A 14,919-nucleotide genomic window follows, 5' to 3' on the forward strand; every position below is an offset into this window, starting at 1 on the left:
CCGCCGGGGTCGACCCCGGCGGGCTCTGCTCGTCTCCGGTCGCGCGGGCGCGGATCAGTTCTGTGTCGGCTCGAGCGTCAGGCTGAGGGAATTGATGCAGTAGCGCAGGTCGGTCGGGGTGGGGTAGCCCTCGCCTTCGAAGACGTGCCCGAGATGGCCGTGGCAGTTCGCGCACAGCACCTCGATCCGGCGCATCCCCATGGAGTCGTCGACGCGTTCGATCACCGAGTCGCCGGCCAGCGGGGTGAAGAACGACGGCCAACCGCAGCTGGACTCGAACTTGCCCTCGCTACGGAACAGTTCGGCGCCGCAGCCGCGGCAGCGGTAGACGCCCTCGGTCTTGGTGTCGTTGTACTCGCCGGTGAAGGGCCGCTCGGTGCCCGCGCGGCGCAGGACCTGATACTCGTCGGGGGTCAGCCGGCGGCGCCACTCGGCGTCGTCGAGGGTGAAGTTCGGCTGCGGGGCGTTGGTTTCGGTGGACTCGCTCATGACCGCAGGCTACGCCGACGTGGCGGCGGGTGCGATCCGCTCGTGCCGGCCAGGGGCCGCGCGGCGCCACAGGAGCACGACCAGGATCGTGGCGAGGATGAGGAGCCAGCCCAGCGTCGGGTGCGCGAACTCCATGACGCGGCCGTAATAGGGCCAGCGCACGGACTCCCAGTTGTCCGGGAAGAAGAACGCGTACGCCGCCAGCCAGGCGGGCCAGGTCCGCACAAGGGACCCCTTGAGGACCACGGTGAGCATGAGCGGGATCAGCATCATGGAGTAGTACATCTGACCGAGCGTGGACACGAGGAACACGCCGGCCAGGACGACTCCCGAGGTGGTGGCCAGCCACAGCACCTCGTTGTTGTGCCGGTAGTCCAGCAACAGCCACACCGCGAGCAGGGTCGCTGCGACGACCAGGATCCGGGCGGCCAGGATCAGCGGCTCGGGAACGCCGTAGTAGACGCCGAGACCGGCGATCGAGCTGTTGTAGTAATCACGCACCTGCCCCATGTACGGCGTGGTGGTGTCGAGGTACCGGGAGGCGTCGACCGTCAGCGCCCATCCCGCCGCCATCGCGGCCGCGGGGATGGCCAGCGCGCCCACGAACGGCTGCCACTGCTTACGGATCAACGGCAGTACCAGCAGCGGGGCGAGCATCGGCTTGACGGCCAGCGACAGCCCCATCGCGACACCTGCCCACCAGAGACGCCGCGTGTGCAGCATGTACAGGAACGCGGCCTGGCAGAGGAAGATCACGCCGTTGATGTTCGTGAACACCAGCGTGTTGGTCACCGCTTCGGTGCTGAACGCCGCGAGCAGGATGGCGGGGGCGGCGAACGATTTCACGTCGAGGTCGAACATTCTCATGAGCAGCCACAACGCGGCGATGATCGCCGCGGTGTTGATGAGGATGAACAGCCACCTGGAGATCGTGTAGTTGTCGATCACCCCGAATGGCGACAGGAGCAACGTCCCACTCGGGGCGTACAGGTAGTGCGGCTGCACGGTGAGCAGGTTCTCGGAGTAGACGGGCTCGCCTGCCAGGAAGCGCCGGGTGGCGGCGTACACCGTGGCGAAATCGTTGGTGATCGCGCCGTTGACGGCCCTGATCAGGACACGGTGGATCACCGTCATGATCGCCAGTGGCCAGAGGACATTGGCGAGGATGCGGGGCACGGTCGTCGAGCTTCGGGTGGGCAGCGGCACGCTGAGCAGGCTACCGCCCGGGCCCCTGCCCCCGGGTGAGGCACTCCGGTTCGTCAGGACGGACAGGCGGTTGATTTCTCGGCTGCCGCCGGGTCGTCGAGGAAGGTCGTCAGCGCCTCTCGCGCACAGCCGGAGTGCAGCATCACCGCTGAACCGGGAGCCCCCCAGCTGACGGTTCGGACCTCGGTGGCGCCGGCAGCGGTGAGTCGGCCCGCGGTGGGTTCGAGGTAGGCGGCGCCGGCGACGGGATCGGCGATACCCGCCAGCAGGAGAACCGGAACGGTGGGCGGGACCCGCAATGGCATCGGGGCCGGGACGGGCCAGGTGGAGCACGCGGAGAGCTGGGCGGCGAGGATCTCTCCGAACGGCGGTGTGTCGGCCCATTCCGCCTCGAGTTCTTCGACCCGGCTGACGGGAACGCGCTGCGACAGGTCGGAACAGCCGGCGACGTAGGGGAGGGAGGACCGACTCAGCGTCTCGGCCCGCCCCCGCACGCTCTCGGGAGTGTCTCCGGGCCCCGCGGTGACGAGGTCGCCGAGAATGATGTCACCGCCGGAGGGCTCGGGCGCGGAGGCGCCGGACAGATCGCCCAGCGCGGAGCGGACAACGTCCGAGAGCAGCGCGGCAGGGATGTCGGCGAGGGGTTCCCGCGCGCTGTCGAGCGCGGCGGAGACCGCCTCGACCTTCTGGTCGGCGTCGCCGGGCCCGCATTCCGGTCGGGTACACGAGGATGCCCACAGTCGGAGGGTAGCGTCGGATCCGGCGAGGGCGGCCCGGGTGGTGCCCTCCTGATCGCCGTCGTCCGGCGCCGGGGAGTCCAGCGCGAGGAGCGACAGCCTGTCGGGGTAGGTGGAGGAGTAGGCCAGCGCGGTCCGTGTGCCTGTCCCGATGCCGAGGATCGCCAGCCCCGGCACGTCCCAGTGCTGGCGGAGTACCTCGAGGTCCTGCGCCGCGCCCACGGCGCCGTAGTCGAGTTCGCGCTCCTGGAGTTCGTCCGTGCACGACTGGGAGGTGTCGGCCAGCTCGCCGCGGAGCTCGGGCGAGCCGGGATCGATGGCGGCATCGGCGAGGCCGTCGAGGGTTCGGCGCGCTGCGAATGTCAGGCACGCACCTGCGGCGTCGGTGCGGCCGCGGTGGTCGACGACGACGAGCGGCCGGCTGTCGACCAGCTCGGTACCGGAGGCGACCAGGCGGGGAGCCAGCTCCGATGCGGGGGTCTCGGGGCCGGTGACGACGACGAGGGGCGCCGCGTCGTCCGGCGTAGCGGTCGACGACAGACGGATCGAGGGTGATTGCCCGGCGAGTCCGCACCGCGCGGATACTGTCTCCGGGATCCCGCTGATACCGCGATCGCCGCAGTTCACCCACTCGGGTTCGGACTCCGGGGCGAGCCACTCCGGTCGTTCCGGTGGGCCACTGTCGTCGGTTTCCGTCTCGCCGTTCGAGCGGGGGTCGTCACCTGTGGCCAGCCGTGGGCCGGTGGCCGGCAGAGGTGCGCACGCCGTCGCGGCCAGGAAGAGAACCGTCAGTCCGGCGGTGACCAGTCGACCCGCTCGCGTGTGCCTCATCCGTTCGCCTCGTCCGCCCTGTCGGCCCGATCGACGCTGCCGGTGCCCCCGACATCCGTCGGGGCGTGACCGACGACCCACCGAGTGTAGAGACCGCCCCGGGGGCATGTGAACGCGGTCGCCACGCGCATCGGCACGCGCCGGGGCTCGACTGCGGTCACCAGCCCCGGGCCCCGACCGCCCACGACGATCTCCGGCGCCAGCGAGAGCACGAGTTCATCGACCAGGCCCTGTGTCAGGAACTCCCCGAGCAGGCGAGGGCCACCTTCGAACGCGACCTCGCGCGCTCCGAGGTCACGAAGGAGTGTGCGCAGGGCCTCGGCGTAGGGCCCGTCGGGCATGACGTGGACCGTCACACCCGCCTCGCGGGCGGCGTCGACCCGATCCCGTGGGGTGGTGGCGGCGGCCGCGATCTCCAGTCCGCCGCCGGCCGAGCCACACTGCGCGATCAAATCGCCGGGAAGCGAACGGGTGAGGACGAGGACCGGCGGGGCCGGGCGTGGCCTGCGGTCCGCCCAGACATTCGCGATCCGGGCGGGGCCGTAGCCCTCTGCGAGGGCGGTTCCGGAGCCGACCAGCACGACGTCGGCGCGTGCGCGCATCGCGTCGTAGACCAGTCGGTCGGTGGGGGTCCCCAGCGGTCCGCTTCGTCCGTCGACGGCGGTGGTTCCGTCCACCGAGGAGATCATCACCGCACGAATCCGGACATCCGGGCCGCCTGGCTCGGGATCCAACGCGTGCCACAGGACATGCAGGGCCGCGGGGTCGTCGTCGAACACGGCGGGTCGCGTGCTGTGCACCTCGGATGTCCTCCATTCTGACGTGGGGTTCCCCCACGATAGGCTCTGCCCATGGTCTCCCGCCTCGTAGACGTCACCCCGGTGGTCCCCGCCGATCAGCTCGTGGCCCAGATGGTGCCGCCGACGATGTTCGACGACGTGAGTTTCGATTCGTACATCCCTGACCCGGCCCAGCCCTCGCAGGCCGCGGCGGTCAAGGCGTGTCGCGAGTTCGCCGAGACCGTCACCGCGCGTCGGGCGCCCAAGAAGGGGTTCTTCGGCCGTCGTCCGAAGGTCGTGCAGGGGACGGGCATCTACCTCGACGGTGGGTTCGGCGTGGGCAAGACCCACCTGCTGACCTCGATCTACCACGACTGTCCCGCACCCAAGGCGTTCGGGACGTTCGTGGAGCTGACGCATGTGGTCGGCGCGCTAGGTTTCAACCGGGCGGTCGAGGAACTGTCCGGACATTCCGTCCTGTGCATCGACGAGTTCGAGTTGGACGATCCCGGTGACACGATGCTGGTCTCGCGTCTTCTGGCGGAATTGACCGCTGCCGGCGTGAGCGTCGCCGCCACGTCCAACACCCTTCCCGAACAGCTGGGGGAGGGCAGGTTCGCGGCCAAGGACTTCATGCGGGAGATCCGCAAGATGTCCGGCATCTTCGACTCGATCCGCGTCGACGGCCCGGACTACCGGCACCGCAACCTGCCGCCGGCTCCCGAACCGATGTCCGACGAGGCCCTCGCCGCCGATGCCGCGGCGGTGCCGGGAGCGACCCTGGACGATTTCGACGAGCTGTGCCAGCACCTCGCGACCCTGCACCCATCCAAGTACAACCGGCTCGTGGACGGCGTCAACCGCGTGTGTCTGAGCGGGGTCAAGCCGCTCCCGGACCAGTCCATCGCGCTACGACTGGTTGTTCTCGCGGATCGTCTCTACGACGCCGGTATTCCCGTACGCAACTCCGGGATGAAACTCGATGCGATCTTCACTGACGAGATGGTGGCCGGCGGTTACCGAAAGAAGTACCTACGGGCCACCTCTCGACTGCTCGCGCTGTCCCGCTTCGACACTGTCGGCGGCTGAACCGGGCCGCCCTGCGGGACCACTTCCTACAGGGGCTTCTCCAGCACCACGTCGTTGTTCTCAGTGCCGCCGACGGTGAAGACGCGTGTCCCGCGCTCGGCGAAGCCGTTCCTGACGTAGAACGCGCGGGCCCGGGCGTTGTCGACGTTCGTCGCCAGCCAGAGACTTGATGCACCGGCCTGCCGCGCTGTGGCGACCGTGGCGTCGAGCAGCACCCCGGCCACGCCCAGGCCGTGCAATGCGGGGTCGACGTAGAACTTGCTCACCCCGACCGTGGACAGGCCCGTGAGCACCGACGCGCACTCCGGATCCATCCCCGTACCGTCGACGATCAGGGCATACGCCCTTGCCTCGCCGTCCTTGTCGAGGCCGACCAGCACCGTATGCCCCGGGGCCCGGAGGTATTCGGCGAAGGCCGCCTCGCTGAGGTTCTCGGCGACGAAGGCGTCGATGGCGGCCGCGGCCAACCCGGGCGGGCACGCCAGAGGGAACGTCCGTGCAGCGAGGTCGGCGAGGGCGGGAACATCGTCGGGGCACGCGGGGCGAACAGACACTGTCACGTCCACGACCCTAGTCGCCGGGGTCGGTTCCTCGGGCACGTCGAGCGCAGTCAGGTGCGCGACCGGTGGGCCGTCGCGGTATCCGCATCAGTACCTCCCGAGGCGGGCCTGCTCGGGGTTCTCGAGTGTATGGCCGCGGGGCGGCCGGTGGTCGCCACCGATCACGGGGGAGCGGCGGAGTACCTCCGTGAGGGCATCAGTGTCCTTGTCGCCCCCAGGGATCCCGATGAGCTCGCGAATGCGTTGGCGGAGTTGTTCGCCGACCCGGCACGGAGGGAGTTGATGGCCGGGGCGCTGACGCCTGCGACGGGGTGGCAACGACTGCCAGAATCCGCCCGTTGCCGAGAAATGACGAACGCCCCGGGCTGAGCCGGGGCGTTCTGTGTGGTGCGCGATACTGGGATTGAACCAGTGACCTCTTCCGTGTCAGGGAAGCGCTCTCCCGCTGAGCTAATCGCGCGGGTATCTCCTGCCGGATCACTCCGACGTGGAGGTGGAGACGGGAATCGAACCCGTGTTGACGGCTTTGCAGGCCGCTGCCTCACCACTCGGCCACTCCACCGCAAAAGGTATCGAGCCTGGTGAGGACAACCTGACTCCTCGATCCCTCCGAGCGGATGACGGGATTCGAACCCGCGACCCTCACCTTGGCAAGGTGATGCGCTACCAGCTGCGCCACATCCGCACTGCGTTCCGGTTCGCTGTAGGCGCTCCGGGCTGCGAGAAAGAACATTAGCCGACCCCGGATGGAGAACACAAATCGGGGGACGGATATGGGGTGTGATCTGCAAAAACAGCGGATATGCGCAGGGTTGGGGTCATGAACGCGTGGGGCTCCTGAATTCCGGGGTGCGTGCAACGCTCGGTGCACTTCCACTACAGCCGTGGCGAGCGGCGCGCACCAACCGTGGGCCGGTCGCCGGGCACGTACCGGACGCCACGGGCCGCGCATCGGATGAGCTGCCGAACCCGGACAGCCGCGGCATCACGGGGTCGAATTGGGGTCCGGGATCACGCTTGCTACAGTGTTCGAGTGCCAAGGCGGGAACGCCTCGACACAGTGCGGTCCTATAGCTCAGCGGAAGAGCGCTCCGTTCACACCGGAGAGGTCACTGGTTCGAACCCAGTTAGGACCACCACCCAAGTCACCGAACCCCTCCCGGTCAGCCCGGGAGGGGTTCGTCGGTTTCGCGGACTCGCTTTCGCCCGCCGCCTCCGTCAGGTCAGGACTCGTTGCCCGCCAGTGCCTGTTCGAGCGCCCGGGAGAACACCTCGACGGGCTGGGCCCCACTCACGGCGAGCCGGCCATCGAGGACGAAGAACGGCACGCCCCGCACGCCGATCTCGCGGGCGGTCTCGATGTCCTTCCGGACCTGATCGGCGTAGTCCTCTCCGCTGAGCAGGGCGTCGAGTTCATCCGAGGGGAGCCCGGCCTCGAGCCCGATCTGCCGGAGGACGTCCGGATCCGAGACCGCCAGTCCCTCCGTGAAGTGGGCTCGGCGCACCGCTTCGTCAACAACGTCCGAGCGGCCGTGTCGGCTGGCGAGCGCGGACAGTCGATGAGCGTCGAACGTCGAGCAGATCTGTGCAGACCGCCAGTTGAACTCCAATCCGAGATCACGAAAGCGTTCGGCCATCTGCTCCTGCCCGGCCTCCGCGTCGGCCAGTGGCGTCCCGTACTTACGGGAGAGCATCTGCGCACTGCTCTCGCCCCGCTCGCCCGCGGTGAGTTTCGGCGACGCGGGGTCGAGTTCGTACGCACGCCACACCACCTCGACCGGAACGTCCGGGTGGCTGGCCCGGAACGACTCCAGCGCCTGCTCCAGGTGGCGTTTCCCGATCCAACAGAAGGGGCAGATGACGTCGGACCAGATATCGATGCGCATGTCGGGTGCAACACCCCGTGGTGATCCGGGATTCCGTGACAGCCCGGGTAGCATGGACCGGCCCCGGTCCGTCCGCGTTCCGGGATGTCAGCCCGGGCGGCTCACTCCGCCCGACGTCCACTGCCGAGGAGATCGCCCCCCGTGTCCGAGAACCGCATGCCGGAAGCCGATGTCGACGTGACGGGTGCGGCCACCGTGACCACCGTCATCCCGGCGGGGGAGCCGGCCGGGAAGATCCTCGCCGAGCGTGAGCTGCAGTCCAGGAGCGGCCCCGAGACGATCGTTGTGGTCCGGGACCCCGAGGGCGCGCTTCGCGACCTGTCCTGGGCGCCGGAGGCGGACACCGAGGTGGACCTGGTCCGCGCCGATTCCGAGGACGGCCGTTCGGTGATCCGCCACTCCTGTGCCCACGTGCTCGCGCAGGCCGTTCAGGACAAGTTCCCGGAGGCCAAGCTCGGCATCGGTCCGCCGATCGCGAATGGCTTCTACTACGACTTCGACGTGACCGAGCCCTTCACCCCCGAGGACCTCAAGGACCTCGAGAAGCGGATGAAGAAGATCATCAAGGCCGGCCAGCGCTTCTCCCGTCGTGAGTACGCCTCGCTCGACGAGGCCCGCGCGGAGTTGGCCGGGGAGCCGTACAAGCTCGAGCTCGTCGAGGACAAGGGTCGCGCGGATGCCGGCGATTCCGAGGGGGCGGAGGCCCTGGCGGATTCCGAGATCATGGAGGTCGGCGCCGGCTCGCTGACCGCCTACGACAACCTGAACCCGCGCACCGGTGAGGTCATCTGGTCGGACCTGTGCCGCGGCCCGCACACGCCCACCACCAAGTTCATCCCGGCGTTCACGCTCACCCGCTCCTCGGCGGCCTACTGGCGCGGCGACCAGAGCAAGGCAGGCCTCCAGCGCATCTACGGCACCGCGTGGGAGAGCACCGAAGCGATGGACGCCTACCTCGACCGCCTCGCCGAGGCCGAGAAGCGCGACCACCGGCGGTTGGGCACGGAGCTGGATCTGTTCAGCTTCCCCGACGAGATCGGTTCGGGATTCCCGGTGTTCCACCCGCGCGGCGGCATCATCCGCAACGAGATGGAGCAGCACTCCCTCAAGCGGCACCTCGCTGCGGGATATTCACTCGTCAACACCCCGCACATGACCAAGGGCGACCTGTTCCGCAAGTCCCAGCACCTGAGCTGGTACGCCGAGGGCATGTTCCCGCCCATGATCGTGGACGCGGAGTACGACGCGGATGGCAACGAGACCAAGCCGGGGCAGGACTACTACGTCAAGCCCATGAACTGCCCGATGCACAATCTCGTCTTCGACTCGCGGGGCCGTTCGTACCGCGAGCTCCCGCTGCGGATGTTCGAGTTCGGCACGGTGTACCGCTACGAGAAGTCCGGAGTGATCCACGGCCTGACCCGCGCGCGCGGATTCACGCAGGACGACGCCCACATCTACTGCACCGAGGAGCAGATGGAAGGCGAGATCGCCTCGGTGCTCTCGTTCATCATCTCCCTGCTGCGCGACTACGGGCTGAACGACTTCTATCTCGAGCTGTCCACCAAGGACCCCGAGAAGTACGTGGGCGGCGACGAGCTCTGGGAGCGGGCCACCGAGACCCTCGAGCGCGTGGCCACGAACTCCGGCCTCGAGCTCGTGCCGGATCCGGGCGGGGCGGCGTTCTACGGCCCCAAGATCTCGGTCCAGGCCCGCGACGCGATCGGCCGCACCTGGCAGATGTCGACGGTGCAGCTGGACTTCAACCTGCCGGAGCTGTTCGACCTGACCTACAACGCCGCCGACGGCACAAAGAAGCGCCCGGTGATGATCCACCGTGCGCTCTTCGGATCGATCGAACGGTTCTTCGCGGTGCTGCTCGAGCACTACGCCGGGCTGTTCCCGGCGTGGCTCGCGCCGGTGCAGGTGGTGGGCATCCCCGTCGCGGATGCGCACGAGAAGCACCTCGAGGACATCATCGACGAGCTGCGTGGCCGGGGAATCAGGGCCGAGCTGGACACCTCCGACGAGCGGATGCAGAAGAAGATCCGCAACCACACGACCGGTAAGGTGCCGTTCATGTTGCTGGCCGGCGACCGTGATGTCGAGGCCGGCGCAGTGAGTTTCCGGTTCCCGGATGGCACGCAGCTCAACGGGGTTTCGCGCAACGCCGCGATGGACAAGATCCAGCACTGGGTCTCGTCGCAGCGTAACGACGCCCCGACCGCGGAGCGGCTGTGACGGGCGGCGGTCCGGTATCCACCGGGACCTATCGCCAGTACGGGGTGGGCGAGGACCGTCTCCAGTTGTTGTGGACGCCCTACCGGATGTCCTACATCGCCGAGACCCGGTCGGAGCCGGCCGAGGGGATGACCGGGGAGCCGTTCCTGGACATTCCGCGAATGAGCGACGAGGACGGGCTCGTGGTCGCCCGGGGCGAGCACGTGTACGTGGTCCTGAACCTCTACCCGTACAACCCGGGTCACGCGATGGTGGTGCCGTACCGCAAGGTGGCTGACCTGGAGGATCTGGACGACGACGAGGCCGGCGAGCTCATGTCGTACACCCAGCATCTGCTCCGCGTCATCAAGGCCGTGTCGAATCCGGACTCGTTCAACGTGGGGTTGAATCTCGGCAGCGCCGCCGGGGGCTCGCTCTCCGAGCACCTGCATCAACATGTCGTGCCGCGATGGATCGGCGACGCCAACTTCATCACCGTGACCGGCGGTACCAAGGTGTTGCCGCAGTTACTCAAGCAGACCCGTCAGCTGCTCGCTGACGCGTGGACCACGACGCCTGCCGGGCTCGACCACACCTGAGAAGCGGGGAGAAGAATGCTCAGCGAGTACGGACGGTCCGGGGTGACGAAGGTGGCGCACCCCGTTGCCGCCTTCCTGGTACGCATCGGCGTCACGGCCAACGGGATCACGCTCACGGGCCTGGTCCTGACCTGCGCTGCGGCGGTCGGGTTCTTCGGCACCGGCCATCTGTTCGCGGGCGCGATCGTCATCGGCGTGTGCACTCTTCTCGATCTGGTCGACGGGGCCGTCGCGCGGGCCGGCGACGGCGGCTCGCCGTACGGCGCTCTCGTCGACGCGGTGTCCGACCGCGTGGCTGACGGCGTGATCCTCGGTGCCCTCGTGTGGTGGGTCGTCGACACCGAACCGACCAACCGGTTCGCCCTGATCATGCTGCTGGCCTGCATGGTCCTGTCCCAGGTGGTCTCGTACTCCAAAGCCCGGGCGGATGCGGGCGGCCTGCGCACCCCGGGCGGGCTGATGGAGCGGGCGGACCGGCTGGTGATCGTCCTCGTCGGCGCGGGGCTCGAGGGACTCGGCGTCCCGTGGGCCCTCGAGGCGGCGGTCACGGTGGTCGCGGTGGGCAGCCTCATCACGGTCATCCAGCGTGTGCTGGGCGGCCGTTCCGATTACCTGTCCCGGGTGGCGGACGAGGGCCCGGCCTCGGTCGGTGACCGATGAGTCGGGTGGGCCAGACGCTCTCCGATTACGGCTACGCCGCCGGCTGGGCGGTCGTCCGGGCTCTGCCGGAGGGGCTCTCCCGAGGGCTGTTCCGCGCGGGCGCGGATCTCGCGGCCCGCCGGCAGCGCCCCGATTCGCAGTTGCGCAAGAACCTCGCCCGCGTCCTCGGCGTACCCCCCGCCGACGTCCCGGACGAGCTGATCCGGGACTCGATGCGGTCCTACGCCCGCTACTGGCGGGAAGCGTTCCGGCTGCCCTCCATGGACCGCGAGGCGGTCGCGCAGCAGATGGACCGGACCGTCGACGGAATCGAGAATCTGGACGGCGCCCTCGCCCGGGGCCGCGGCGTGGTCGTGGTCCTGCCGCACTCGGCCAACTGGGACCTCGGCGGCACCTGGCTCGCCCGGCGCTACGGCGGTTTCGCCACGGTCGCCGAACGCCTGAGACCCGAAGCTCTGTATCAACGCTTTCTCGAGTACCGGGAGAGCCTGGGTTTCACCATCTATCCGCTCACTGGTGGCCCGGTCCCGCCGTTCGACGCGCTCAGAAAGGTCCTCGAGGGCGGGGGGATCGTCTGTCTGCCGGGGGAGCGGGACCTGCGGCACACCGGCGTGCCGGTCACATTCTTCGGGGCCCCGACCCGGATGCCCGCGGGCGCCGCGAAGCTCGCGGTCGAGACCGGGGCGCCGCTGCTGGTGGCCGAGTTCTGGTATCCGGACGAGAAGTCGATGCGTATCCGGGTCCACCCGCCTATCGACGTGTCCGCGGGGGTGGAGGCGGCCGTGCAGTCGATGGCGGACCGGTTCGCCGAGTGCATCGCCCGCAATCCCGACGACTGGCACATGCTCCAGCCGCTGTGGCTCGACGACCTGTCGGCCGAGCGTCGAGAAAAGCTCGAGGGCTGATCCGGCCGTGCGCATCGGCATGATCTGCCCGTACTCGTTCGACGCGCCCGGTGGCGTCCAGGCCCACGTGGTGGACCTGTCCCAGGAGCTTCGCCGTCGCGGGCACGACGTCCGGATCCTCGCACCTGGTCGGCCGGGGAACGCCCCCGCTCCCGGGATGACACTCACCGGGCCCGGGGTCGCGATCCCGTACAACGGCTCGGTGGCACGCCTGAGCTTCGGCCCGGCGACGTGGCGGGCGACCCGCAACTGGCTCCGCGAGGCACCGCTGGACGTGCTGCACATCCACGAACCCAACGCGCCCGGGGTCGGGATGTTCGCTCTGGCCATGGCCTCGGGGCCCATCACCGCCACGTTCCACACCTCCACCACTAGTTCGATGATCCTCGAGGCCTCCGACGCGGTGCTCGCGCCGCTGCTGGAGAAGGTCCGCGGCCGGATCGCGGTCTCGGCCCTGGCCCGGCGTTGGCAGATCGAGGCGCTCGGCTCGGACGCGGTCGAGATCCCCAACGGTGTCGATGTGGGCGCCTTCGCCGGGGTCGACGCGTCGGCGGAGCTCGCGGACGAGCCCACCATCGCATTCCTCGGCCGCTACGACGAACCCAGGAAAGGCATGGACGTCCTGGTCGCCGCGCTGCCGAATGTTCTCGACTCGGTTCCAGACCTGCGTCTGCGCATCATGGGGGACGGGGACGAGATGGCGTTACGGGAACGCCTTCCCCGAGGTATGTCCGTGGACTTCCTCGGTCGCGTGGACGACGCCCGCAAGGCCGCGGTCCTGGCCGCCGCCGACGTCTACTGCGCACCCAACCTCGGCGGGGAGAGCTTCGGGATCGTTCTCGTCGAGGCCATGGCGGCCGGCACCGCGGTCGTGGCGGCCGATCTCGACGCGTTTCGCCGGGTCCTGCGGGACGGCGAATGCGGTGAGCTCGCGACCGTCGGCGACCCGGAAGCCCTCGGGGAGGCCCTGACGCGCGTGCTGGTCGACGACGACCGCCGCGCGGACCTGCGTGCGCAGGGCAGTGTCGCTGTGCGGGACTACGACTGGCCGGTCGTCGCGGACAGGGTGATCCGGGTGTACGAGACGATCCGCGGGCCGGGGGAGACGATCCGTGTCCGGTGAGCTCGTGGTGCTTCTCGTCGTCGTCGCCGTCCTGGTCCTCGCCGCAATGCTCGGCGCCTACCTGACCGCGCACCGCCTGGACCGTCTCCATATCCGCACCGACCTCGCGCGGGCGTCTCTCATCGGGGTCCTCGAGCGCCGTCACACCGTCGGTGCGGCTGTCGCGCGGGACCTCGCGGCCCGGGACCCGGCCTGCGCGGAGCGGTTGACCCGAGCGTTGGCGGACGCGCGCTCGCACCTCCCGGGCGAGGTGGTCGGCGTCGATCCCGCCCCGGCTCCCGACCGCCGCCGCCCGGCGCGTGACGACGACCTCGTCGGCTCCTCGCCAGATGCCGAGCTGGCGGAGAACAGACTCGGCGTGATCCTCGCGGGGCTCGAGACGGCCGCGCTGCCCGACGACCTGGAAGCCGAGCTCGACGACGTCACCGACCGCGTCGCGATGGCGCGGCGCTTCTACAACGACGCGGTCCGGGACACGCGGAGCCTGCGCGAGCAGGCCCTCGTCCGGTGGCTCCGGCTCGCCGGTCACGCGCCGATGCCCGACTACGTGGAACTGGTCGACGCACCGGCACCAGCGGGGTGAGGCGAGGCGGCCGGATCAACGAGCGGGAGCCGGCCAGGGCGGCGGTTGGAGAGTCCGGGTGAGGGCGACCTACACTGGACGTCTATCACACGTCGTCTGAGCCAGGAAGGCCTATTCGTGAGCGAGTCGAGCGAGAACACCACCGGAACCGCACGCGTGAAGCGGGGCATGGCCGAGATGCTCAAGGGCGGCGTCATCATGGACGTCGTCACCGCCGAGCAGGCCAGGATCGCCGAGGACGCCGGCGCGGTGGCCGTCATGGCCCTCGAGCGTGTTCCCGCCGACATCCGCGCCCAGGGTGGCGTGGCGCGGATGAGCGACCCCGACCTGATCGACGGCATCATCGAGGCCGTCTCCATCCCGGTCATGGCCAAGGCCCGCATCGGCCACTTCGTCGAGGCGCAGGTCCTGCAGGCGCTCGGCGTGGACTTCGTCGACGAGTCCGAGGTGCTGACCCCGGCCGACTACACCAACCACATCGACAAGTTCGACTTCGAGGTGCCGTTCGTCTGTGGCGCCACCAACCTCGGCGAGGCACTGCGTCGCATCACCGAGGGTGCGGCCATGATCCGCTCCAAGGGTGAGGCCGGTACCGGCGACGTCTCCAACGCCACCACCCACATGCGCACCATCCGCGGTGAGATCCGCCGGCTGCAGTCGCTGCCGGCCGACGAGCTCTACGTGGCCGCCAAGGAGCTCCAGGCGCCGTACGAGCTCGTCAAGGAGGTCGCCGAGACCGGCAAGCTGCCCGTGGTGCTGTTCACCGCCGGCGGTATCGCCACCCCGGCCGACGCCGCGATGATGATGCAGCTCGGCGCCGAGGGCGTGTTCGTGGGCTCCGGCATCTTCAAGTCCGGCAACCCCTCCGAGCGGGCCAAGGCCATCGTCAAGGCCACCACCTCCTTCGATGACCCGAAGGTTCTCGCCGACATCTCGCGTGGGCTCGGTGAGGCCATGGTCGGCATCAACGTCGACGAGATCCCCGAGCCGCACCGGCTCGCCGAGCGCGGCTGGTGATCAGCCCCGGCTGAGTGTGCTCGCAGAACCACCCCGGTGGCTCCGATTCCCGGAGCCGCCGGGGTGATCTCGTCTACAGGACACACGTGACCGCGGTGGGTACCCGCAGCGCTAGGATCTGTCCATGCATGCAGCCCCCCTGTGGACCCTGCCCCGGGTCCGGTCCCGTCGCCCGGCGGCGGGCTCGCGATCGACCGTCCGCCCGAACCGCGCCGGCTCCCCGGGAAGCGCGGGT

At 69.3% G+C, this 14,919-nt stretch carries 15 protein-coding genes and 4 tRNA genes; 10 read left to right on the forward strand and 9 right to left on the reverse strand.

Translation table 11 applies throughout. The features are described 5' to 3' along the window. Positions 1-54 precede the first annotated feature (54 nt). From msrB to K3888_RS03475, 4 genes are read right to left on the reverse strand one after another with little or no spacing between them, the layout of a single operon-like run. Entirely contained in the window at positions 55-489 is a 435-nt protein-coding gene (msrB, locus tag K3888_RS03460) for a peptide-methionine (R)-S-oxide reductase MsrB (protein ID WP_230928836.1), read from the reverse strand. Positions 490-498: 9 nt separating this feature from the next. Next, positions 499-1,695, reverse strand: coding sequence for a glycosyltransferase family 87 protein (locus K3888_RS03465; protein ID WP_230928837.1), 1,197 nt, complete (start codon positions 1,693-1,695; stop codon positions 499-501). Positions 1,696-1,748: 53 nt separating this feature from the next. Further along, positions 1,749-3,263: an alpha/beta hydrolase gene (locus K3888_RS03470; protein WP_230928838.1), complete on the reverse strand. Its 1,515-nt coding sequence runs from the start codon at positions 3,261-3,263 to the stop codon at positions 1,749-1,751. After that, on the reverse strand, positions 3,260-4,063 hold the full coding sequence (locus tag K3888_RS03475) for a dihydrofolate reductase family protein (protein WP_230928839.1): 804 nt from the start codon (positions 4,061-4,063) through the stop codon (positions 3,260-3,262). The genes K3888_RS03470 and K3888_RS03475 overlap by 4 nt, the downstream gene beginning before the upstream one ends. Before the next feature lie 51 nt (positions 4,064-4,114). Between K3888_RS03475 and zapE the strand changes: the two genes are divergently transcribed. Then, entirely contained in the window at positions 4,115-5,131 is a 1,017-nt protein-coding gene (zapE, locus tag K3888_RS03480) for a cell division protein ZapE (protein WP_230928840.1), read from the forward strand. 26 nt (positions 5,132-5,157) lie between these two features. On the opposite strand, the gene K3888_RS03485 is transcribed toward zapE, so the two are convergent. Further along, positions 5,158-5,691, reverse strand: coding sequence for a GNAT family N-acetyltransferase (locus tag K3888_RS03485; RefSeq protein ID WP_230928841.1), 534 nt, complete (start codon positions 5,689-5,691; stop codon positions 5,158-5,160). Between K3888_RS03485 and K3888_RS17560 the strand changes: the two genes are divergently transcribed. Then, positions 5,656-6,060 (forward strand): glycosyltransferase, encoded by a 405-nt coding sequence (locus K3888_RS17560; RefSeq protein WP_308281884.1) that lies wholly within the window; start codon positions 5,656-5,658, stop codon positions 6,058-6,060. The genes K3888_RS03485 and K3888_RS17560 overlap by 36 nt on opposite strands. 16 nt (positions 6,061-6,076) lie before the next feature. Here the strand turns inward: K3888_RS17560 and K3888_RS03495 are convergent. The 3 genes from K3888_RS03495 to K3888_RS03505 form a co-directional block, all read right to left on the reverse strand. Next, a tRNA-Val gene (locus K3888_RS03495) sits at positions 6,077-6,151 on the reverse strand. Positions 6,152-6,179: 28 nt separating this feature from the next. Then, positions 6,180-6,253, reverse strand: a tRNA-Cys gene (locus K3888_RS03500). A 50-nt stretch (positions 6,254-6,303) separates the two neighbouring features. Next, a tRNA-Gly gene (locus K3888_RS03505) sits at positions 6,304-6,376 on the reverse strand. A 379-nt stretch (positions 6,377-6,755) separates the two neighbouring features. Between K3888_RS03505 and K3888_RS03510 the strand changes: the two genes are divergently transcribed. Next, positions 6,756-6,830 (forward strand) — tRNA-Val (locus tag K3888_RS03510). A gap of 84 nt (positions 6,831-6,914) precedes the next feature. Here K3888_RS03510 and K3888_RS03515 read toward each other — a convergent pair. Continuing rightward, positions 6,915-7,577 carry a DsbA family oxidoreductase gene (locus K3888_RS03515; protein WP_230928843.1) on the reverse strand — a complete coding sequence of 221 codons (663 nt, stop codon included), beginning with the start codon at positions 7,575-7,577 and terminating at the stop codon, positions 6,915-6,917. Positions 7,578-7,733: 156 nt separating this feature from the next. Between K3888_RS03515 and thrS the strand changes: the two genes are divergently transcribed. From thrS to pdxS, 7 genes are all read left to right on the forward strand, one after another. Beyond that, positions 7,734-9,818 carry a threonine--tRNA ligase gene (gene thrS / locus K3888_RS03520; RefSeq protein WP_230929077.1) on the forward strand — a complete coding sequence of 695 codons (2,085 nt, stop codon included), beginning with the start codon at positions 7,734-7,736 and terminating at the stop codon, positions 9,816-9,818. A gap of 86 nt (positions 9,819-9,904) precedes the next feature. Next, a complete protein-coding gene (locus K3888_RS03525; RefSeq protein WP_230929078.1) occupies positions 9,905-10,396 on the forward strand; it encodes an HIT family protein in 492 nt (163 codons plus the stop codon). Between the two features lie 15 nt (positions 10,397-10,411). Beyond that, positions 10,412-11,056 (forward strand): phosphatidylinositol phosphate synthase, encoded by a 645-nt coding sequence (gene pgsA / locus K3888_RS03530; protein WP_230928844.1) that lies wholly within the window; start codon positions 10,412-10,414, stop codon positions 11,054-11,056. Further along, on the forward strand, positions 11,053-11,961 hold the full coding sequence (locus K3888_RS03535) for a phosphatidylinositol mannoside acyltransferase (RefSeq protein ID WP_230928845.1): 909 nt from the start codon (positions 11,053-11,055) through the stop codon (positions 11,959-11,961). The genes pgsA and K3888_RS03535 overlap by 4 nt, the downstream gene beginning before the upstream one ends. Before the next feature lie 7 nt (positions 11,962-11,968). Beyond that, on the forward strand, positions 11,969-13,084 hold the full coding sequence (locus K3888_RS03540; protein ID WP_230928846.1) for a glycosyltransferase family 4 protein: 1,116 nt from the start codon (positions 11,969-11,971) through the stop codon (positions 13,082-13,084). Then, the gene (locus K3888_RS03545; RefSeq protein ID WP_230928847.1) at positions 13,074-13,667 is read left to right on the forward strand and encodes an NUDIX hydrolase; all 594 of its coding nucleotides are present in this window, start codon (positions 13,074-13,076) and stop codon (positions 13,665-13,667) included. Before K3888_RS03540 ends, K3888_RS03545 begins: the two co-directional genes overlap by 11 nt. A 117-nt stretch (positions 13,668-13,784) precedes the next feature. Continuing rightward, positions 13,785-14,684: a pyridoxal 5'-phosphate synthase lyase subunit PdxS gene (pdxS, locus tag K3888_RS03550; protein WP_308281879.1), complete on the forward strand. Its 900-nt coding sequence runs from the start codon at positions 13,785-13,787 to the stop codon at positions 14,682-14,684. The last annotated feature ends 235 nt before the right edge of the window (positions 14,685-14,919 follow it).

It is taken from the genome of Dietzia aurantiaca (assembly GCF_021033825.1).
Taxonomy (GTDB): domain Bacteria; phylum Actinomycetota; class Actinomycetes; order Mycobacteriales; family Mycobacteriaceae; genus Dietzia; species Dietzia aurantiaca.